We start from the raw sequence: 20,425 nt of genomic DNA on the forward strand, positions 1-20,425 counted from the left end.
AAACCATGCTAATGTATGGTCGCAGATCAAACAATTTTGTTACTTTAATGTGGGTTTATTTAACTTTTACCCAATAATCTTCAACCTTATTGCCATTGGGCAAAACCGATAACAGTTTAAGGGTGTCGTTACTGATTGTATAGTTGTATTTTATGGTTTTGTTAAGCAGTTTTGACTCCTGCATACAATAGGTTTGCGTTTCAAAGCAGGTATCTTCCTTGAGTTGGTAATCGCCTTTTTCATATACCACGGTCTCTTCGCCCTCTTCCATCACCTTAGCATTATAATGCTCATCGTCATAAATCCGTTGTAGTTTATAAGCTGTAGGTGCCGCGTCAAGCTTGCCGTTAATTTTTCCTCCCCGATATTCCCAATTGCCTTTCAGCGGACTATCGGCCAAATTAAAGGAACATAATAGCAGCGCTATACCTGCAGGTAAAAAAAGTTTTTTCATAGATGATGTTTGCACCGGGCTAAGCTTTAACTATGCCCAGTTTATACCTTTTTTAAGTAAAGATAATGTTTTTTCTTCTTCGCTGCCACCAGCCGGATGGTAGTCATAAAGCCATTTAGCTGTGGGTGGCAAGCTCATCAATATCGATTCGATCCTGCCATTGGTTTCCAGGCCAAATTTGGTACCTGCATCGTAAACCAGGTTGAATTCGGCATAACGGCTGCGGCGCTGATATTGAAACAGTTGCTGGTCTTCAGTAAATGATTTATCACGATTACGGTTTACAAGCTCTGTATAAAGCGGCGCAAACGAGCGACCGACTGATTTAGAGAACTCGAAGATATCTTCCCAACTCAATTCATCATTGGCAGTGAGCCTGTCATAAAATATGCCGCCTATGCCCCGGGTTTCGTTACGGTGTTTGATGAAGAAATAATCATCGGCCCATTTTTTAAAACGAGGGTAAAAATCTTCGTAGTACTTATCGCAAACTGTTTTTAAGCCGCTATGGAAAAAGCGGGCATCATCTTCAAATACGTAATGCGGGGTTAAATCAATACCGCCACCAAACCAGCGAACGGGCTTTTGGCTATCGCCCATAGTTGATGGCATTTCGAAGTAACGAATGTTCATATGGATGATTGGCACCAGCGGGTGATTAGGATGGATCACAATAGAAACACCGGTAGCAAAAAAATCATCCTGTTCAACCTGAAGCGCACGCTTCATGGTATCAGGTAAATGACCGTGAACCGCCGAAAAATTAACACCTCCTTTTTCAAGGACCTTACCATTCTGGATAACCCGGGTACGGCCTCCACCTCCACCCTCACGCTCCCAAATCTCCTCCTCAAATTTTGCTACACCATCTAACTTTTCAAGCGCGGCGCAGATCTCGTCCTGTATTTGCTTATAATCTTCGGCTATTTGTTCTTTGCTGATCATAGGCTGTAAAAGTAATGAATTTTGGGAATTGCCGTGGATGGGCTTTTTTTAACGCCGGAATGCACACTTCTATATTCAGCAGACGATAACAGAAAGTGTTCAACTTTTTTATGTATGAACACCTGCTAAAAATAAACTATCTGATAGTCAGTGCTTTATATGTTCATGATTTTGCAGTAAAAATGCAACTTGCTGATAGTCAATGCATATGTTTTTCGCTTTATGATAAACGGAGCATTTTGGAACACACGTTTTTAAAAAAATTGAACACCTGGCTGGTTTAGCTTATCTCCACATAATTCAAATCCTTACCAAAAGTTTCCTTTAACTGGCTTAATGAAAACAGAGCGACTACCGTAAGTATGCCCATCATGATATATCCGGATTTAATATAACCATATTTGGCATTAAATGCGTTGAATGCTAAGGTTATAGGGATTAATGAGCCGCGTACGAAATTGGGTACAGTTGTGGTAACCGTCGATCTGATATTGGTACCAAACTGTTCTGAGGCGATGGTTACAAAAGTTGCCCAGTAACCTACTGTACAACCCATAAAGAAACTTAATAGGGCAAAGCGTTCCGGAGTGATGCCGTTGTCACTGAGATAAAAATGCACACTTACCAATGAAAGTATTAGAAACACAGCCATGGTTAATTTCCGCGACTTGGTAACCTGGGCCAGCAAGCCTGCAACAATATCGCCAATGGCAATACCTATATAACTGTAAAATATGCCGTCACCTGGTTTGATAATAGTTTTAGCGCCTAACGCGACACCAAACTTATCTGAAAAACTGATCAGCACGCCCACCACATACCAAAGCGGTGCACCTATCAGGATACAATACAGGTATTTTTTTAACCGTTCCCAACTGGTAAATAACATGAGCATGTTGCCTTTGGATACGTTGCTATTCTCAACATTTTTGAACATGCCTGATTCAAAAGTACCAACACGCAGCAGCAACAATAAGATTCCTAACCCACCGCCTACAAAGTATGCATTGCGCCAGCCAAATTTGGCTACGGCATAAGCGGCAGTGGCCCCAAACAATCCGATAACAGCAACCATCATGGTTCCGTAACCACGGTTTTCCTTACTCAATGTTTCACTAACTAAAGTAATACCTGCGCCAAGCTCGCCTGCAAGCCCCAGGCCTGCAATAAACCTAACGATGGCGTAAGTATTTACATCGTGTACAAGCCCATTGGCAAAATTGGCGATGGAATAAAGCAATATAGAGCCAAAAAGTACTTTAATACGCCCCAGCTTATCACCCACAATACCCCATATGATCCCGCCAAGCAATAATCCAAACATTTGGATGCTTATGATAAATTGTCCTTTATCGGTTACTTCCTTCGCGTTTAAGCCAATATCTGTAAGGCTGGGGATTCGTACTATCGAAAAAACCAAAAGATCATATATATCAACAAAATAGCCAAGTGAAGCAACAAGTACTAAGAATATAGCGTTCCTTGTAGTTTTGGCGTTGGTAGTATCAGTCATAAAGCGCAAAAATTGGTTGGCTAATGTAGGAGATTTGTATAAACAAAAGCAAAAAAATCGACACAAAAAAACCCCTGTGAGGTCAGGGGTTCTGAGAGTAAATGTTGTTCAATAGCTTTATATATTTTATACCTTTTTCACGTTAACTGCCTGTAATCCTTTTCTGCCTTCTTCAACATCGTATGTAACGCTGTCGTTATCCTTAATGGCATTTACGCCACCCTGAACGTCTTTAAAGTGTACAAAAAGATCTTTACCTTCTTCGGTAATAATAAAGCCATAACCCTTCTGTGTGTTAAACCATTTTACTTTTCCAGTTTTCATAATTATAATAATCGTAATAAAAAATTCGTGTTAAGATCAACTAAAACCAAACTGAAAAATAAAATAGGTTTATATGTTCAGAAGGAATAGATATCCCGCTTCCCTCAAATATATAAAATTATTAAATAAACCAAATAAAATTATTTATTTGGTTGTGGTGTCAGCCGCAAATAAGGCTTAACCGCTGTAAAACCCTTTGGAAATTTGGCGGGGATGTCTTCGGTTTTAATTGCAGGTACTATAACTACGTCCTCTCCTTCTTTCCAGTCGGCCGGTGTAGCAACGCTGTAATTAGCGGTTAACTGCAGCGAATCTATCACCCTCAAAATTTCCTGGAAATTACGGCCGGTTGATGCAGGATAAGTAATAATCAGCTTAACTGCTTTATCCGGGCCAATGATAAATAATGAGCGCACGGTTGCATTTACAGAAGCATTTGGGTGGATCATATCATAAGCTTCAGAAATTTTACGGTCTTCATCGGCAATGATCGGGAAGTTAACTTCAACGCCCTGAGTTTCATTGATATCGTTAATCCAGCCGTGGTGCGATTCAACTGAGTCAACACTTAGCGCGATAACTTTAACGTTACGCTTTTCAAATTCATTTTTTAACGCTGCGGTTTTGCCAAGTTCTGTTGTACAAACAGGTGTATAGTCGCCTGGATGCGAAAATAGTACGCCCCAGCTATCACCTAAATATTCGTAAAAATCAATTTCGCCTTCTGATGTTTTTGCTTTGAAATTTGGCGCTTTATCGCCCAGTCTTAAACTCATAATTGATAGAATTTTTGTTGTAGATTAATACTACTAAGTTACTATACATTCCTAAACAAATGCAAACAAACTTTAAATAATCACATTATTTACGCCAACATTACAAAGGCTGTGTTGTTGAAGTTTGAAATAAATAACAGCTACATCCATGAGCAAACACACCTATGATACCGGCATAATTGGCAATTGCGCCTTTTTAGCCCATATTAATAAGAATACGAATGTCGACTGGCTTTGCTGGCCGCGTTTTGACAGCACTTTTATTTTCGGGGGACTGCTGGACAAGAAAAAAGGCGGCGAGTTTTCGATCCGCCCTGAAGGGGAATATACTACCGAACAGCATTACCTGGAGAATACCAATGTTTTAATCACCGAAATTAGTCCCGCAAGTGGAGGTAAATACCGCATAACCGATTTTGCCCCACGTTTTTACCAGCACCAGCGTTACTATAAACCTTTAATGCTGATCAGGAAAATTGAAGTTATTGAAGGTTCGCCAAGGATCATCGTCAAATGCGAACCCGTGTCCGAGTATGGCGCGGTTAAACTCAGCGTAAACCGTGGCAGCAATCATATTCAATACCAGGGCGGCGAGGAAAATATTCGTCTTACTACCAATATACCGATAAGCTATATTTTTGATGAGCAGGCCTTTGTGCTTAATGAAACCAAATATCTGGCCATGACCTACGGGGAGCCCCTTGAAGCCCCGCTCATCAGCACATCTGACCGTTTCTTAGCTGAAACAGTGCAATATTGGCGAACCTGGATCAAGCACTCATCAATAGCTACTTATTTTCAGCCATTTGTTATTCGCTCGGCTTTAGCCCTTAAAATACACCAGTACGAAGATACCGGTGCTATCATTGCGGCAAGTACCACCAGCTTGCCCGAATCGCCTGGAAGCGGCCGTAACTGGGATTATCGTTATTGCTGGCTGCGCGATACCTATTATGTGATAACCGCGTTAAACCACATCGGTCATTTTGAAGAGATGGAAAAGTATTTCAGTTATGTTACCGATATCACTTTTTCGGAAATGGAGCGCTACCAGCCACTTTATGGCATAACCGGTAAGAAAGACCTTGTGGAGGTTATTTTAGATGAATTAGACGGGTATATGGGCAATCAGCCGGTGCGGGTTGGTAATCAGGCGTCAGAACACATTCAAAATGATATTTATGGCCAGGTACTTATCTCTCTGCTCCCTTTGTATACCGATCATCGCTTTGTTTTTTCAGAACGGAAGGATTCGGTGCACTGGATAGAGTTTTTACTGAGCAAGATAGAGCACACTATTGATGAAAAGGATGCTGGCATCTGGGAGTTCAGGAACATGGCTAATATTCACTGCTACAGCAACCTGTTTCAATGGGCAGGCGCGTCTGCAGCAGAAAAGATGGCCCGTACCATCCAAAATCAGGAATTGATTGATAAGGCTATCTCCCTTAAGGAGCGTGCGGCTGCCCATATCGAAAGTTGTTACGATCCGGTACGTAAGGTTTATACAAACTCGGCCGGGAGCAGTAACCTTGACGCCAGCACATTGCAGCTGATCATGATGAATTATCTCGACCCGGCTTCGCAAAAAGCCAAGGATCATTTAGCTGCATTAGAAAAAGAACTAAGGACGCCTAATGGATTATTCTACAGGTATTTATACGCCGATGATTTTGGTAAGCCTAAAACCACTTTCCTTATCTGCGCTTTTTGGTATGTTGAGGCTTTGGCGACTGTTGGCCGGATAGATGACGCCCAGCGCGAGTTTGGTAATTTACTACAATACTCAAATCATTTACTATTGTTCAGTGAAGACGTTGATGAGGAAGATGGCAGTCAATGGGGCAATTTTCCGCAAGCTTACAGCCATGTAGGTTTGATGAATGCCGCCTACAGGATAGCGATGAAACTGGACAGGCCAATATTTTTGTAAGGTGTTGTTTTAGGATCTTATTGGGACCCTTTACGAGAAAAATTGATAGCACATAAAAATAAAACCATGTCATTGAGCGCAGCGTGGCAATCTCGTAGCCAATGCATGTCCGATTTGTATAGCTACGAGATTGCTTCGTCGTTCCTCCTCGCAATGACATGGCTTTTAAATTAAATCAATATTTTCAACTGATCTGCTTCTTCCGAACACTTTTGGTGACAACACCAACAATGGCGGGGAACTTAAATTAATTACCAAATAAAGAAGCCCTATTGACTTGTACAATCAATAGGGCTTCTTTTAAAAAGATAATGTTTTACACCTGTGTTCCTTCTTCCACTGGGGTATATTTTGCAAAGCTGGTGAGCAGTTTCCTTACCTCAGTTGGGTTCCGCAGATAGAATTTTGCTGCAGACAGATTGCTCCCTACTTTAATGGTAATGGCACTTTCGGGCAGGGCTTTAAAGATATCTTCATCGGTATAATCATCGCCAAAAGCAATAACAAAATCGTAATCCTTACCTTCTGTAAGTGTTAAAGCTGCCTTGCCTTTGTTGATGTCCATGTTCTTCACTTCCAGTACTTTATCTCCTGCTAAAAGCTGTAAGCCTTTATCGGCTGCAAGATACTTTAAGTTGTTCATGAGTTCATTGGCCCTCAACTCTCCCAATCCGGCCTGGGCCTTACGGTAATGCCAAACTAATGAATATGTTTTCTCCTCAATAAATGAGCCTGGTGTACGGTCGACATAGGTTTCCAGTATAGGATAAATATCATGTTTCCATTGATCGCTTAACCCTCCTATTTTATGCCATGAAGTTCCTTGTTGTTTAAACCAGGATCCATGCTCGGCAATCAGGTAGATATCATTGTCTTTAAACCAATCGTCGAGGTTTTCGTGCTTGCGGCCGCTAATTAAAACTAATTGGTTTGCAGGGTCTTCCGAAAGTTTATTGATGATATTATATAACTCCCTATCGGGACTGGCCTGGTCGATATTCGATTTGAAGTTCACCAGTGTGCCATCATAATCTAAAAAGATGATGCGCTTTTTAGTTTTGATATAGCGGTTAATAATGCTTTGTTCGGTAGTGTTGCTTACGTGCCTGGCTTGCATGGAACGCTGCATCAATTTTACCTCTTTTAGCTTGTCCATAAAAATCTTAACCCAGTGCGATGTGTTAAATTTAGCAACAAGCTGCCTCATGGGGATCATGCGGCGGCGCTGCTCTTCAAGCGGCATATTGATGGCCTGTAAAATGGCACGACAAACCTCGCCGGTATTATTAGGGTTTACAATTATGGCATCGATGAGCTCTTTAGATGAACCGGCCATCTCGCTCATAATCAATACACCATCATTGTTTATTCTGCTGGCTACATACTCTTTACTCACCAGGTTCATGCCATCGCGCATTGGCGTAACCAAACAAACATCAGCCGAATAATACAGTGCCGATAGTGTTTCAATTGGGAACGAGCGATAGTAATAATGGATCGGGCTCCAATCCATAGTGCGGTATAATGCATTGATCTTGCCCACTTTTTTATCGATCTCATCGCGGAGATGCGCATATTGAGGTACGGTATCTCTCGACGGAACTACGATCATGTAAAGGGTAATATGTTCAATACATTCCGGGCATTGCTCAAGCAATAGCTCGAACGCCTCAAGTCGCTGCAAAATCCCCTTACTGTAGTCAAGTCTGTCGATAGAAAGGATCAGCTTTTTGTTCTGGAAATTTTCTTTAATTAAATCAATTTGCTCCTTCACTTCATCTTGTAAAGGCAACGATGAATATTTTTTTTCGTCGATGCCCATCGGGAATGATTCAACAACGATTGAACGCTCTCCATTGCTTATAATGTTGGAGTTAGATGACACCGGCAGCAAGCGTGTGGCTGCTCCTAAAAAGTGGCGAACATCATCAAAGGTGTGAAACCCGATCAGATCGGCTCCAAGCATACCTTCCAATAATTCAGAACGCCATGGGATTAACCGAAACATTTCATTTGACGGGAAAGGAATATGCAGAAAAAAGCCGATAGATACGTCCGGCATTTCCTGTCGTACAAGCTGAGGTAGCAGTAGTAACTGATAATCATGCACCCAGATCACATCACCTGGTTCGGCTACCTTGAGTATCGTATCTCTGAATTTTTTATTTACAGCCTGGTAATATTCCCAATTTGATTGTTTGTAAGCTGCATAAGTTGAAGCGTAATAGTGAAAAACGGGCCATAAAACCTCGTTGCTAAAACCTTCATAGTATTGGTTAATTTCTTCCTGATCTAAGAAAACCGGAATTAAGCTTAAATCTTTTAATTCGTTTGTAACCTGGTCTTTATCTTCCTGCTCGGCTATTTCTACGCCGGGCCAGCCAATCCACACATTATCACCCTGTTTATATATTGAACCTAAACCGGTTGCTAAGCCTCCCTCGCTTGGTGATGAATGGTAAGCACCATCAGTTTTGGAAATTTTAACAGGTAAGCGGTTTGATACAATTATTGTTTTCGACATACTAATAAATATTAATTAATATTTAAAAGGCGAAAACAGCGTTTTTGTTTTAAAAAATGGCGTTTTTGTATGTAAAAATGTGGTTTTTTGACATAAAAAAAGCCGTCCTGATATATAGGACGGCTTTCAATTGTTATAATTTTCGGAATTATTTCACTTGTTGGAAAAACTCGATGTTAGCTTGTTGAGTGATCCTTACCAAAACTTCGTGTTTGTCGTTTTTCAAGTCAACAAAGTATGAAGTTGGCTCGATAGCGTCATTGATTGAAGTGTTAGCCTGGTAAACGATAACTTCACCTACTTCGTAACCTTTGTACTCGTTGTTGATTTGTTTAAGGGCTTTAGCTGGGATAGCTTTGTTGTCAACACGTTGAGTTGTACCTAAAAATTCACCTTGTAAGTTGTAGAAAGCAGTTTTTTGAACGCCATCAACAGTGAAGGTAGCTTTTTGTACGTTTTTAGTTACAGTCCAGTTAACGTTGGTAGCTTCAGCGAAATCAGCAGTAAAGCCGTGTAAAGCGATGTAAGAAACGTTGGTACCACCGTCATATTTTTTGCCACCATCGGCGAAAGCGTTAACGGTAAATAAGGCTGCAGTTGCTATTGTTAAAAATATCTTTTTCATGTTCGTTTAAATTTTAAATCCTGCAACAAAAATACAGTAGACTTATCAATATTTAAAATTTTCTGAAACTTTTATGAATATTTAATAATTATAGCGTTTTATAGCCTCAAAATTTAAATTTTATCAATGACCTTAGTGTATATTTTACAATATCTAAAAGAAAAAACGCCAAATAATGGCGTTTTTGATTTGCTAAACCGATTTATGTTGTCATTGAAATGTCATTTAGCCATTATCTGCGAATCCAGGGTATAAAGTCATGCCTCCATCTGCAAAAATTGTTACCCCTGTAATGTAATCCGACTCGTCTGAAGCCAGCCAAACTGCCAGTTTTCCGATATCATTGGGTTGGCCAATCCGGTTGTATGGAATGAGTGTCAATAGTTTATCCAGCGCTTCGGGGGTATCCCAGGCTTCCTTATTAATAGGTGTTTGAATTGCGCCCGGCCCGATGCCGTTGACCCTGATTTTATGCGGGGCAAGCTCCTGCGCTATGCTTTTCATAAACATCATGATGCCGCCTTTACTTGCCGCATAGTTCACGTGCCCTGCCCAGGGGATAACTTCATGCACACTGCTCATACAAATGATCTTGCCGGCTGCTTTACTTCTCTCCTCAACAATTCCCCTTTTTATAAATTCTTTTGCTGCTTCCCGGGCGCAAAGGAATTGACCGGTTAGGTTTATACTGATCACTTTATTCCAGTCATCAAGTGTCATGTCAACAAATTTGGAGTCTTTTTGCAAGCCGGCATTATTCACCAGGATATCGATGGTGCCATATTGCTTAAATATTTCGGCAAACATGGCCTTTACTTCATCCTCATGGCTCACATCAGCCTGAAAGGCGAAGGCCTCGCCGCCGGATGCTTTGATCTGGCTGACTACATCATCAGCCGCGGTTTTGTTGTGCGCATAATTGATCAGCAATTTGGCGCCTGCTTCGGCCATGGCCAATGCAACGCCTTTTCCGATGCCACTATCGGCACCGGTTATTAAAGCTGCTTGTCCTTTTAATAGTTGGGGGTTATTGCTCATAGATAAACGTTTTTGTGTTTAATATAAGCAATTGAATTGATGGGAAGATTGTTTTTGTCTGAACCGGGATTTATGTGATTAAAGGATTACATAATCAAACAACAATAGTCCTGTAATCTTAAAAAAATCGCCCAAATCCCGGTTCAGAGATTATAGCGCCTTTATATAATCATGAAACATGAACAAAGCTTTCTTCTTATCTTCAGTTAAATCATAATCTATTTTAACCATGAGGTAATCAACCAGGTCAAAATCATCACGCATCGGTAGTTCCTTAAACAAGTCTTCCCGGTGATCAAGTCCATATTTCAGCGAAGCGTTAAACTCATCCATAAACTCCTGCGGGATAGGCTTGTTGGCAATCCAGGCTGCAAAAGTAAACGGCAAACCGGTTAATTTTTGCCATTCTTCGGCAAGGTCATATACGTATTTATATTGTTGTTTTTTGCCGAAGGTGCGGTCGCCAATTTGTACAAAGGCGGTATGCTCATCCGTTGACTGGGCGTAATCCGGTGCATTTATAACTTGTTCCGGATTTACCTGCCAGCGGTTTTTCATAAGCACACGGGCCAGGTTGTTTGATGAGCGCGATTGCGGATCAAGCTGGATGGTTTTTACATTCTTAATATCGCAATTACTAAAAATGAAAACTGAGTTCACGGCACCTACCGCGCCAATGCAGTAATCAGAAACAATTTCCCATTGTGGCAGGCTTAAGGCAGCCGCGACAGGGATAAGACCGATATCAACTACGTCGTCGATAAGTTTTTGAGCACAATCTGAAGGGATATCCAGGCTCAGGTCAATTTTATTAATGATGTCGGTATGTTGAATGCCGTATAAAAAAGGTTTGGTGTTAGTGTAGCTTACCGCTGATATTCTGATCTTGTTCACAAATGCGCTATTTCTGTTCTTCGGAATTTTTTAGATGTTCGGCGTTATTGAAATCCGCGATCTCAAATTTTTCGCCATCATAGTTTACCTTATATAATACCAGGTTTTGGTGTGGGAAGCTATCCATTTCGGATAAAGGCTTACCGGTGAGGATGCAAAGCAACAGGCGTAAGGCACGCCCATGCATACAAATCAGCACGTTTTTTTCTTCGGGATGGCTCATGATCACTTTTAACGCTTCACGCTGACGAACCTCAACCTCCCGCGGACTTTCGCCTCCTTCAAATTTGCTGTCCAGCTTGCCATCCAGCCAATCCCGCATAATCTGCAGAAAAGCGGCTTTGTTATCAGTTGTAGGTGCTTGTCCTTCATGAACGCCCCAGGCCAGCTCATCCAAACCCGAAAGTTTTTCATAAGGGAGCCCGAGGTCAATAAAAGGCTGGACGCTTTGTTGCGTACGCTTTAATGCCGATATATAGATCTTATCAAACGGAACGTTTTTATAAGCTTCATAAAACTGGCAGGCCTGTTTGCGGCCTTCGTTATTTAAATCGGTATCAACTCCGCGGCCTTGAATAATGCCAAGTTTATTAAACTCAGTTTGGCCGTGGCGTACTATATATAAGGTTTTTTGTGCCATTTTCTTGAGCCCAAAGGCTTAAAGCTTTTTTGCTTTATCTATGCTATATTTATTGTTTTGCTTTCAGCTTTAAGCCTTCGGCTTTAAGCTTAATTAATAACCGGTAACTTGTAATACTGTGGTTTCGGTTCGTCGCCAAACTCGAAGTTGGTATAATCAGTTATTACATTATATAAGGTATCGCGTTCTATTGGTTGGCGACCAACATGTTTAATTAACTCTACTACTTGTTTGGTGCTCATGCCCGGATGTTGTTCTTCGGCGCCCGCCATCGAATAGATTTTGGTTGTATCATCCAATGTGCCATCAATATCATCAACACCAAAGTTAAGCGAAAGCTGCGCGGTTGTACGGCTGATCATCGCCCAATAAGCTTTAATATGATCGAAATTGTCAAGGTAGATACGGGCTACAGCGTAGTTACGCAAATCCTCAATCACTGAAACCTCTGGTACATGCGACATTTGGTTGTCTTTATTCCTGAATTTAAGCGGAATAAATGTCTGGAAACCTCCTGTTTTATCCTGTAACTGGCGCAGGCGCTCCATATGGTCAACACGGTGCTTGTATTCTTCAATATGTCCGTAAAGCATTGTGGCGTTTGAACGGCCGCCCAACTTATGCCATTCTTCATGAATAGCCAGCCACTGATCGGCAGTACATTTATCTTTCGAGATCTGGTCCCTGATCTCCGGATCAAAGATCTCGGCCCCACCACCCGGGATAGAATCCAGGCCGGCTTCCTGCATCAGGCGCATGCCAGTGGCATAATCAATTTTGGCTTTTTTGAAAATGTAATGGTATTCAACCGGGGTAAGCGCTTTTATATGCAACTCCGGCCTGTGGGCCCGGATCCGGGCAAAAAGTTCCTGGTAAAAAGGCACGTCATATTGGGGCAATACACCGCCAACAATGTGAACCTCGGTAACCGGCTCGCCGTCGTATTTGGCAACCATATTAAACATTTCGTCCATGGTGTACTCCCAGCCTTCTGATTTTTGTTTCAGCAAGCGTGAGTATGAACAAAATTTGCAGTCATAAACGCAAAGATTGGTTGGCTCAATATGAAAGTTACGATTGAAATAAGTTTTATCGCCGTGGCGCTCCTCGCGGATGTAATTGGCTAAAGTGCCAAGATATCCAAGCTCGCCCTGCTCATAAAGCAAAACGCCTTCATCAAATGTGATGCGTTGTTTATTTAGTACCTTTTGGGCAATGTGCTTTAAGTCAGCAGATAAATTCGGATCCTGGAGCAATACCTGTAAATTATCTGAATTATGCATCATTATAAATTTGGCCAAATGTACAAAAAAGCACAAAAGTAATATGCGTTATGACACATATCGTCCAAATTTGATGGTAAATTACATTAAAGTTACAGAGCCTTGATCTCGCTTATAGAGATACCTATCGAACAATCATCCTGACAGCCATTAGGTGCATAACTGGCACCTGATATCATCCCGTTATTTTGGGTTTCAAAATAAATGGTGTTCTTTTTCTTATCGGCGGCAAGCCATTCGGTTTTGGCTTTTTGATAAATCTGGTCAAGCGTAAGTAATGCGGCACCTGAATTATGTTGCCCCAATGATGTTTTATCTTCCTGCCACTGTTCCCTTATTTTTTTAGTGGGAGCGCTGTTAGGATTTTGCTCTAAAGTATATGATAGAAAATCTCTCCCTACCACCACGCCGTTTTGCACAGTAATTTTTGTTTCGGAGCCGTAGCCAAATACAGACCCGGCGTTAACCGTATAGCTGTATGAGTTTTTACTTTCAGTTTTAAAGCTTTGCCATACCTTATAACTTTTGTCGTAAGCTGTTTCGTTTGCATCTTTTTTGCAGGCTGTAAAGCCGGTTATAACAAGCAGGATCAGGATAAAGGTTCTTTTCATGCGGATAGGTTTTATAATCTATTCGGCTAAAAATGAAAAAACGCTACAACTAATAACAAATATTCTTTTTTACTTTGGGCGATATCATATTTCGAACCATGAAAACAGAAACGATAGCTATACACGCCGGTAACCATGTTGATGAAGCAACACGGGCCGTAATACAACCTATTATTATGTCAACCACGTTTGAGCGCGGCGAAGACGGTGGTTTCCCGGCAGGTTATATCTATAGTCGATCAGCCAATCCTAACAGGCATGCGCTTGAACATTTACTGGCCAAACTGGAGGGCGGCGTTGAGGCTGCTTCGTTTTCATCGGGCAACGCGGCTGGGATGTCCGTATTTCAATCACTTGAGCCGGGGACTCATATTATTGCTCCAGATGATATGTATCATGGCTTACGTAATCAGCTTAAAAACCTGTTTGCGGGGATATTAACGTTCGATTTTATCGATGTAAACGATACCGATGTATTGCAGCAGCATATTAAACCCGAAACAGGCTTGATCTGGATTGAAACACCATCAAACCCGCTGCTTAAGATAACTGATATAAAAAAAGTAGTAGCAATAGCCAAAGCAAAAGGTATTAAAGTTTTGTGCGATAATACCTTTGCAACACCAATTTGCCAACGCCCGCTTGATTTGGGAGTAGATATTGTAATGCACTCGGCCACCAAATATTTTGGCGGCCACAGCGATTTGATGGGCGGAGCCTTAATTACAGGCGAAACAAATGATTGGTGGACAAAGATCCGTCAGGTACAGGAAATGGGAGGTGCTATCCCCTCGCCTATGGACTGCTATTACCTGGTACGCAGTATTAAAACTTTGCCGTACCGCGTAAAAGGTCACGTACAAAACGCACAGTTGTTAGCCGAATATTTGGAACAATATCCTAATGTTGAGCAGGTTATGTACCCCGGTTTATCATCGCATCCACAACATGAAATAGCAAAAGATCAGATGCTGGCTTTTGGCGGGATGCTATCCTTTATAATTAAAGGCGATGAAAACGACACGCATAATATCATCAATAAACTGAAGCTGTTTATCAAAGCTACCAGTCTCGGTGGTGTAGAAAGTTTGATAGAACACCGTGCTACTGTTGAAGGGCCGGATACCAAGACACCCCGCAACCTGCTAAGGGTTTCGGTTGGTTTAGAGCATATAGATGATTTAATAGCTGATATGGAACAGGCTTTAACGCTTTAGGCCACTTGAGGTAAAAGGCGAAAGGTCAAAGGCAAAAGGTAGAAGCATGAAGGCGGGTTAAAAATTCCCTATTTCAAAAACCTTTAACCTTTCGCCTTTGACCTTTAACCTCATTTCTAAAATAAAATTTGGCATATTCCCAAATAACCCCTTATATTTGGAACATTATTTGGTAGCAATACCAACGTCGATCAATACTCCGCACATAGTTCGGGTTTTGATTTATAAAGAAGCGGCGAGAGATCAGGCTCAATGACCCGCTGGCAACCCTTCAATGTTGAAGAAGGTGCCAATTCCTGTCCCGGCAAATAACACCGGGGAATATAAATTTATAACCATGAAAAGTTTAATTAAATTTACGCAACACAACACTTTTTACGCCTTAAACGGTGACATACAACATATTGGCTCCTCTATTGGCTGTATTTGTATGTGTTGCTGCTGTTGATGCTTAGCACGCCCCTGTTTTCATTTCTCTGAAAAGAAGCGTGTGATGTTAAACCGGTTTTATCAAACCGGCTTTGTCAAAATCCATCTTAACAAAAAAATCTAAATTAAACACATTAAAAATTACAACTATGTCTACCTTAAAATTCGAAACCTTACAATTACATGCCGGTCAGGAAGTTGATCCAACAACAGGTTCACGCGCAGTACCACTTTACCAAACCACTTCATACGTATTTAACAGTGCCGAACATGGCGCCAATTTGTTTGCGCTGAAGGAGTTTGGCAATATATATACCCGCATCATGAACCCTACTACCGATGTGTTTGAAAAACGCATTGCGGCTTTAGAGGGCGGCGCTGCTGCTCTGGCTACAGCATCCGGTCAGGCGGCACAATTTATAGCATTAAATAACATCCTGCAGGCAGGTGATAACTTTGTTACTTCTCCTTTCCTGTATGGCGGTACCTATAACCAGTTTAAAGTAGCATTTAAACGCCTGGGTATTGAGGTGCGTTTTGCCAAAGATGATACCGCGGCGAACATCGAAGCACTTATTGACGATAAAACCAAAGCTATCTTCCTGGAGACGATAGGTAATCCTGGATTTACCATTGCTGATTTTGAAAAGGTTAGCGAAGTTGCAAAAAGGCATGATCTTCCTTTAATTGTCGATAATACTTTTGGCGCAGGTGGTTACCTCTTCCGCCCTATTGAACATGGCGCTAATGTTGTTGTTGAGTCAACTACTAAATGGATCGGCGGTCATGGTACCAGTATTGGCGGCGCTATTATTGATGCCGGTAATTACAACTGGGGTAACGGCAAATTTCCGCAGTTCACTGAACCGTCTGAAGGTTACCACGGATTGGTATTTAACGATGTTTTTGGCATCGGCGGCCCATTTGGTAACATTCAGTTCATCATCCGTGCCCGTGTGGAAGGTTTAAGGGATTTTGGCCCATCGCAATCGCCATTTAATTCATGGCTGAATATCCAGGGATTGGAAACCTTGTCATTAAGGGTGCAACGCCATGTAGATAATGCTTTGCAGCTGGCCAAATGGTTAGAGCAGCATCCTCAAGTGGCTACGGTAAATTACCCGGGACTGGAATCATCACCATACCACGACCTTGCAAAAAAATATTTAAAGAATGGTTTTGGGGGCGTATTATCGTTCGAGATCAAAGGTGATAAAGCGCAGGCCAGCCAGTTAATCAATAATTTGAAACTGGTTAGTCATTTAGCTAACGTGGGCGACGCAAAAACATTGATCATACAGCCATCGGCAACAACGCATCAGCAATTATCTGATGAAGAGCAGCTATCTGCCGGTGTTACGCCGACATCATTACGCGTAGCCATTGGTATTGAGCATATAGATGATATTAAAGCTGATTTTGAACAAGCTTTTGCAAAAATTAAGCAAAGTGAGGGTGAGTTAGTTTAAAAATGTATAGTTTTTTTAAGTGATATAGTAAACGTTATTACGGGCAGCGGCCAGAAAAAATCTGGTTGCGCCCGGAATAACAAATAGAAGAATGAACGCAGAGATATTTAAATACACTGATACTTTTGAATTTGAATCCGGCCGCGCGATTGAAGGTTTAGAGATAGGCTTTCATACCTATGGAAGGTTAAATAAAGAAAAAAATAACGTTGTTTGGGTATGCCACGCGCTTACTGCCAACAGCGACGTATTTGACTGGTGGAAAGGGCTTATTGGCGAGGGTTATTTTTTTAACCCTGAAGAGCATTTTATAGTTTGCGCCAATATTTTGGGTTCGCCTTATGGTACCACAAGTCCGCTAAGTGTTAACCCGGTTACGGGGCAGCCGTATTACCTATCCTATCCGCAGTTTACTACAAGGGATATGATAAAGGCACACCAACTGCTTGCCGATCATTTGCAGATCAATAATATCAGTGTATTGATAGGCGGTTCATTAGGTGGCCAGCAGGCTATGGAATGGGCAATCATCGAGCCGGAACGCATCAAAAATCTTATTCTGATTGCTACCAATGCCAAGCACTCACCATGGGGCATTGCCTTTAATGAATCGCAGCGCTTAGCCATCACTGCCGACCGTACTTTCTATAGTAACACGCCGGAAGGTGGTCAAAAAGGCTTAAAAGCAGCCCGGAGCATCGCGCTTTTAAGCTATCGTACTTATAAAACCTATGGTATCACCCAGCAGGAAGAAAGCGACGATGTGAAAGATGGCTTTCGCTCATCGTCATACCAAAACTACCAGGGCGAGAAACTGGTGAACCGCTATAATGCCTATAGTTATTGGTACCTGACAAAAGTGATGGATTCGCACAACGTGGGCCGTGGCCGTAACGGGGTTGACAAGGCGTTGAGCCTGATCAAAGCTAAAACATTGGTTATTGGTATTTCATCGGATGTGTTATTCCCTATTGAGGAGCAACAATACCTTTTCAGGCATATCCCGAAAGCTGCCTTTGCCGAACTGGATTCGTTTTATGGGCACGACGGATTTTTAATTGAAACAGAAGCATTAACAAACATATTTACATCGTTTTTTAAAACCGATGTGAAAGGAAAAATTATAGAACTGCAACGTACAGCGTAATGAGTAAAAAGTTAAATATCGGCCTCTTCGGATTTGGAGTTGTGGGCCAGGGTTTATATGATATCGTAAAAACAAAAAAGCTAAACATTGAGATAGTAAAATTTGCTATTAAAGATCCAACCAAAAAACGTTCTTTACCGGCTCATTTATTTACTACCGATAAAGAAGAACTGCTTAATAACCCGGAGATCAACACGATAGTTGAGTTGATCAATGATACCGAAGCCGCTTTTGAAATTGTTTCAAGGGCCTTAAAATCTGGTAAGAACGTAGTATCGGCCAGTAAAAAAATGATTGCCCTGCATTTGGATGAACTGATCGAGATCCAGCATCAATATGGAACATCGTTGTTATACGAGGGTGCAGTTTGCGGCAGTATCCCTATCATCCGTAACCTTGAGGAATATTATGACAACGAATTATTACACTCGATAAGCGGTATTTTCAACGGTTCATCAAATTACATCCTTTCAAAAGGCTTTATTGAAGGTTTAGATTATGACAGTGCCTTAAAACAAGCACAAGACCTTGGTTTTGCCGAAACTGATCCAACCAGTGATGTTGGCGGGTTTGATGCTAAATATAAACTGGTTATCGCGGCTGCCCATGCTTACGGTGTAGTGGTACAGCCAGATGAGGTATTTAACCTTGGCATCCAGAATCTTGCCGCTGCAGATCTGCAATATGCCCGCGAAAAGAACCTGAAAATTAAACTGGTGCCTGTAGCTAAAGAACTTGACGACCGCAACGTTGCCCTGTTCGTGTTGCCAAAATTTGTAAACGATAAAGAGTTTTTATACAACGTTGAGTACGAATACAACGGCGTAACGGTACAGGCAGCTTTTGCCGATCAGCAATTCTTTTTCGGAAAAGGCGCTGGTGGCCACCCTACCGGCTCTGCTGTACTGTCGGATATAGCGGCTTTACGCTATAATTACCAGTACGAGTACAAAAAGGCAAAAGAAAAAACAGATCTTAATTTTACCAATAACATTGAATTAACGGTTTATCTGCGTTATGATGATGAAGAACTGGTTGAAGCGCTGAACTTCGAACACATTAATGAGCGCTACTATTCAGGTAATTACAAATTTGTTATAGGAAAAATCAATTTACAAAATCTGATCGCCAACCAACAACGTATATCTGACAGCAAGGCTTTCGTAGCCTTTGCCGATCAGCTTACGGGGGTCAGCTTAGCATCGGCAGCTAAACAGACAGCTGAAGTTTTTTAGTAGATTCCTTCGGTTGTTTTAATATAAAAAGGCTTCTCTAAACGGGAAGCCTTTTTAGTTACATGCCGGTTAATTTCATTTGGCAAAATACGCTCCTATTCTTTTGGCAAAAGCTACTGTAATTATGCCGATGAATATTTTTGAGCCCTCAGCTATAATGTTGCTTTGTTCGTTACCATTAATAAGCGTATACATATGATATAAGAAATCAGGCGCGGTGCTAACTAACAGAAGTCCGCCAATTATCACCAGGGATATTTCGTAAATAATATTTCGCTCTGCAAAAAGCTTAGCATTTTCTTTATAATCACTTTCCCGGGTGATCCAGCGGGTAATTCTTTTTGTGCCGGCAATCAGCAGTATAGCCAATACCATCAGGAAAATAAAGTTTAAAGAATTTACAAGTACTAAATTTTCATGGTCGGTAGGCTGTTCACCAGGCGAACCCGTATGATTGCCTATAAAAGTGATTAGGTTCGGAAGTTTAGAGATATCGGCTACCAGCAGGTAGATGCCCAATACTTTAATGGCGACCTCATAGATGTCGGATTTTTTCATTCGCTTTAATTAGGGATTAATTGGTTTATGGCTTACAAGGTAAACAATTGTACCACAAGTAAAAGAGAAATGAAGGTCCGGGGGGTAATTATTCCAGGTAATAATGCCTGATCCTGTTCAAACCCTCATCAAGTTCATAAACCAGGGGTACGGCGGTAGGGATTTCCAGGGAAGTTACTTCTTCGTCGTTTAAATTATCAATATATTTTATCAGCGACCGTAGGCTGTTGCCATGCGCCACTATAATAACCTTTTGATTGCGCCGCATAGCCCTCACAATTCTTTCATTCCAAAACGGCAGCACCCTATCCATCGTTTCACTAAGGTTTTCAGTTAAGGGCAATTCACGCTCGGTTAAATCTTTATATCTAAGATCATGGCCCGGGTACCGGGGATCTTCTTTAGTTATAGCCGGCGGATGTTCATTAGGGTCGCGGCGCCATTTTAGTACCTGCTCTTCCCCGTATTGGGCAATAGTTTCATCTTTATTTAACCCCTGTAAGGCTCCATAAAAGCGTTCGTTCAAACGCCATGATTTTTCAACCGGGATCCAAAGATGATCCAGCTCCTCAAGCATGTAATGCAATGTCTTGATCGACCGTTTCAGGTACGATGTAAAGCCGATATCAAAGTTATAGCCATTTTTATTCAGGATTTTTCCGGCGTTGTGGGCTTGCTCATACCCTTTGTCTGATAGGTCGACATCTTCCCAGCCTGTAAAACGGTTTTGCTGATTGAAAACACTTTCGCCGTGGCGGATTAATACTAATTTTTGCATAGGTATTTAGTTAACGCAAAAGTAAGTTAAGG

At 41.5% G+C, this 20,425-nt stretch carries 19 protein-coding genes and 1 riboswitch; of the genes, 5 read left to right on the top strand and 14 right to left on the bottom strand.

All coding sequences use genetic code 11. From position 1 onward, the window contains the following. Positions 1–55: 55 nt before the first annotated feature. The 5 genes from DEO27_RS09985 to DEO27_RS10005 all read right to left on the bottom strand — a co-directional run bounded on the left by DEO27_RS09985 (position 56) and on the right by DEO27_RS10005 (position 4,012). On the bottom strand, positions 56–454 hold the full coding sequence (locus DEO27_RS09985) for a hypothetical protein (protein ID WP_112575522.1): 399 nt from the start codon (positions 452–454) through the stop codon (positions 56–58). A 30-nt stretch (positions 455–484) separates the two neighbouring features. Continuing rightward, positions 485–1,399 (bottom strand): oxygen-dependent coproporphyrinogen oxidase, encoded by a 915-nt coding sequence (gene hemF, locus DEO27_RS09990; RefSeq protein ID WP_112575523.1) that lies wholly within the window; start codon positions 1,397–1,399, stop codon positions 485–487. Positions 1,400–1,679: 280 nt separating this feature from the next. Continuing rightward, on the bottom strand, positions 1,680–2,912 hold the full coding sequence (locus DEO27_RS09995; RefSeq protein WP_112575524.1) for an MFS transporter: 1,233 nt from the start codon (positions 2,910–2,912) through the stop codon (positions 1,680–1,682). Positions 2,913–3,038: 126 nt separating this feature from the next. Further along, on the bottom strand, positions 3,039–3,236 hold the full coding sequence (locus tag DEO27_RS10000; protein ID WP_091207011.1) for a cold-shock protein: 198 nt from the start codon (positions 3,234–3,236) through the stop codon (positions 3,039–3,041). Positions 3,237–3,376: 140 nt separating this feature from the next. Further along, on the bottom strand, positions 3,377–4,012 hold the full coding sequence (locus DEO27_RS10005) for a peroxiredoxin (protein ID WP_112575525.1): 636 nt from the start codon (positions 4,010–4,012) through the stop codon (positions 3,377–3,379). A 148-nt stretch (positions 4,013–4,160) separates the two neighbouring features. On the opposite strand from DEO27_RS10005, the gene DEO27_RS10010 reads away from it, so the two are divergent. Then, positions 4,161–5,945, top strand: coding sequence for a glycoside hydrolase family 15 protein (locus DEO27_RS10010; protein ID WP_112575526.1), 1,785 nt, complete (start codon positions 4,161–4,163; stop codon positions 5,943–5,945). 316 nt (positions 5,946–6,261) lie between these two features. Here the strand turns inward: DEO27_RS10010 and DEO27_RS10015 are convergent, their stop codons facing one another. The 7 genes from DEO27_RS10015 to DEO27_RS10045 form a co-directional block, all read right to left on the bottom strand. Beyond that, positions 6,262–8,469: a bifunctional alpha,alpha-trehalose-phosphate synthase (UDP-forming)/trehalose-phosphatase gene (locus DEO27_RS10015; RefSeq protein WP_112575527.1), complete on the bottom strand. Its 2,208-nt coding sequence runs from the start codon at positions 8,467–8,469 to the stop codon at positions 6,262–6,264. 148 nt (positions 8,470–8,617) lie between these two features. Further along, positions 8,618–9,094, bottom strand: a complete 477-nt coding sequence (locus DEO27_RS10020) for a hypothetical protein (RefSeq protein WP_112575528.1) — start codon at positions 9,092–9,094, stop codon at positions 8,618–8,620. Between the two features lie 225 nt (positions 9,095–9,319). Continuing rightward, positions 9,320–10,132, bottom strand: a complete 813-nt coding sequence (locus tag DEO27_RS10025) for an SDR family oxidoreductase (protein ID WP_112575529.1) — start codon at positions 10,130–10,132, stop codon at positions 9,320–9,322. 150 nt (positions 10,133–10,282) lie between these two features. Continuing rightward, positions 10,283–11,026 carry a menaquinone biosynthetic enzyme MqnA/MqnD family protein gene (locus DEO27_RS10030; RefSeq protein WP_112575530.1) on the bottom strand — a complete coding sequence of 248 codons (744 nt, stop codon included), beginning with the start codon at positions 11,024–11,026 and terminating at the stop codon, positions 10,283–10,285. Between the two features lie 7 nt (positions 11,027–11,033). Beyond that, entirely contained in the window at positions 11,034–11,666 is a 633-nt protein-coding gene (locus tag DEO27_RS10035) for a histidine phosphatase family protein (protein WP_112575531.1), read from the bottom strand. An 89-nt stretch (positions 11,667–11,755) separates the two neighbouring features. Continuing rightward, positions 11,756–12,949 carry an aminofutalosine synthase MqnE gene (mqnE, locus tag DEO27_RS10040; protein WP_112575579.1) on the bottom strand — a complete coding sequence of 398 codons (1,194 nt, stop codon included), beginning with the start codon at positions 12,947–12,949 and terminating at the stop codon, positions 11,756–11,758. Positions 12,950–13,041: 92 nt separating this feature from the next. Next, positions 13,042–13,560: a hypothetical protein gene (locus tag DEO27_RS10045; protein WP_112575532.1), complete on the bottom strand. Its 519-nt coding sequence runs from the start codon at positions 13,558–13,560 to the stop codon at positions 13,042–13,044. 98 nt (positions 13,561–13,658) lie between these two features. Here DEO27_RS10045 and DEO27_RS10050 point away from each other — a divergent pair, with 98 nt between their 5' ends. The 4 genes from DEO27_RS10050 (at position 13,659) to DEO27_RS10065 (ending at position 19,057) form a co-directional block, all read left to right on the top strand. Next, positions 13,659–14,777: a trans-sulfuration enzyme family protein gene (locus DEO27_RS10050; protein WP_112575533.1), complete on the top strand. Its 1,119-nt coding sequence runs from the start codon at positions 13,659–13,661 to the stop codon at positions 14,775–14,777. Between the two features lie 219 nt (positions 14,778–14,996). After that, positions 14,997–15,107, top strand: a riboswitch (SAM riboswitch). Positions 15,108–15,355: 248 nt separating this feature from the next. Then, positions 15,356–16,675, top strand: a complete 1,320-nt coding sequence (locus DEO27_RS10055; protein ID WP_112575534.1) for an O-acetylhomoserine aminocarboxypropyltransferase/cysteine synthase family protein — start codon at positions 15,356–15,358, stop codon at positions 16,673–16,675. Between the two features lie 91 nt (positions 16,676–16,766). Beyond that, entirely contained in the window at positions 16,767–17,822 is a 1,056-nt protein-coding gene (gene metX / locus DEO27_RS10060) for a homoserine O-acetyltransferase family protein (protein ID WP_112575535.1), read from the top strand. Next, positions 17,822–19,057, top strand: coding sequence for a homoserine dehydrogenase (locus DEO27_RS10065; RefSeq protein WP_112575536.1), 1,236 nt, complete (start codon positions 17,822–17,824; stop codon positions 19,055–19,057). The genes metX and DEO27_RS10065 overlap by 1 nt, the downstream gene beginning before the upstream one ends. Before the next feature lie 75 nt (positions 19,058–19,132). On the opposite strand, the gene DEO27_RS10070 is transcribed toward DEO27_RS10065, so the two are convergent. After that, positions 19,133–19,615, bottom strand: a complete 483-nt coding sequence (locus tag DEO27_RS10070) for a hypothetical protein (protein ID WP_112575537.1) — start codon at positions 19,613–19,615, stop codon at positions 19,133–19,135. Between the two features lie 88 nt (positions 19,616–19,703). Then, complete coding sequence (gene gpmA / locus DEO27_RS10075) at positions 19,704–20,393, bottom strand: 2,3-diphosphoglycerate-dependent phosphoglycerate mutase (RefSeq protein ID WP_112575538.1); 690 nt, start codon at positions 20,391–20,393, stop codon at positions 19,704–19,706. Positions 20,394–20,425 lie beyond the last annotated feature (32 nt).

It is taken from the genome of Mucilaginibacter rubeus (genome assembly GCF_003286415.2).
Taxonomy (GTDB): domain Bacteria; phylum Bacteroidota; class Bacteroidia; order Sphingobacteriales; family Sphingobacteriaceae; genus Mucilaginibacter; species Mucilaginibacter rubeus_A.

What these genes read in the sequence shown, in the direction of transcription:
- DEO27_RS09995 (WP_112575524.1), bottom strand. Translation starts at nt 2,912, where the DNA reads ATGACTGATACTACCAACGCCAAAACTACAAGGAACGCTATATTCTTA.
- DEO27_RS10035 (WP_112575531.1), bottom strand. Translation starts at nt 11,666, where the DNA reads ATGGCACAAAAAACCTTATATATAGTACGCCACGGCCAAACTGAGTTT.
- DEO27_RS10010 (WP_112575526.1), top strand. Translation starts at nt 4,161, where the DNA reads ATGAGCAAACACACCTATGATACCGGCATAATTGGCAATTGCGCCTTT.
- DEO27_RS10045 (WP_112575532.1), bottom strand. Translation starts at nt 13,560, where the DNA reads ATGAAAAGAACCTTTATCCTGATCCTGCTTGTTATAACCGGCTTTACA.
- DEO27_RS10065 (WP_112575536.1), top strand. Translation starts at nt 17,822, where the DNA reads ATGAGTAAAAAGTTAAATATCGGCCTCTTCGGATTTGGAGTTGTGGGC.
- DEO27_RS10020 (WP_112575528.1), bottom strand. Translation starts at nt 9,094, where the DNA reads ATGAAAAAGATATTTTTAACAATAGCAACTGCAGCCTTATTTACCGTT.
- DEO27_RS10055 (WP_112575534.1), top strand. Translation starts at nt 15,356, where the DNA reads ATGTCTACCTTAAAATTCGAAACCTTACAATTACATGCCGGTCAGGAA.
- DEO27_RS09985 (WP_112575522.1), bottom strand. Translation starts at nt 454, where the DNA reads ATGAAAAAACTTTTTTTACCTGCAGGTATAGCGCTGCTATTATGTTCC.
- DEO27_RS10070 (WP_112575537.1), bottom strand. Translation starts at nt 19,615, where the DNA reads ATGAAAAAATCCGACATCTATGAGGTCGCCATTAAAGTATTGGGCATC.
- DEO27_RS10050 (WP_112575533.1), top strand. Translation starts at nt 13,659, where the DNA reads ATGAAAACAGAAACGATAGCTATACACGCCGGTAACCATGTTGATGAA.
- DEO27_RS10015 (WP_112575527.1), bottom strand. Translation starts at nt 8,469, where the DNA reads ATGTCGAAAACAATAATTGTATCAAACCGCTTACCTGTTAAAATTTCC.
- hemF (WP_112575523.1), bottom strand. Translation starts at nt 1,399, where the DNA reads ATGATCAGCAAAGAACAAATAGCCGAAGATTATAAGCAAATACAGGAC.
- mqnE (WP_112575579.1), bottom strand. Translation starts at nt 12,949, where the DNA reads ATGCATAATTCAGATAATTTACAGGTATTGCTCCAGGATCCGAATTTA.
- metX (WP_112575535.1), top strand. Translation starts at nt 16,767, where the DNA reads ATGAACGCAGAGATATTTAAATACACTGATACTTTTGAATTTGAATCC.
- DEO27_RS10025 (WP_112575529.1), bottom strand. Translation starts at nt 10,132, where the DNA reads ATGAGCAATAACCCCCAACTATTAAAAGGACAAGCAGCTTTAATAACC.
- DEO27_RS10005 (WP_112575525.1), bottom strand. Translation starts at nt 4,012, where the DNA reads ATGAGTTTAAGACTGGGCGATAAAGCGCCAAATTTCAAAGCAAAAACA.
- DEO27_RS10000 (WP_091207011.1), bottom strand. Translation starts at nt 3,236, where the DNA reads ATGAAAACTGGAAAAGTAAAATGGTTTAACACACAGAAGGGTTATGGC.
- gpmA (WP_112575538.1), bottom strand. Translation starts at nt 20,393, where the DNA reads ATGCAAAAATTAGTATTAATCCGCCACGGCGAAAGTGTTTTCAATCAG.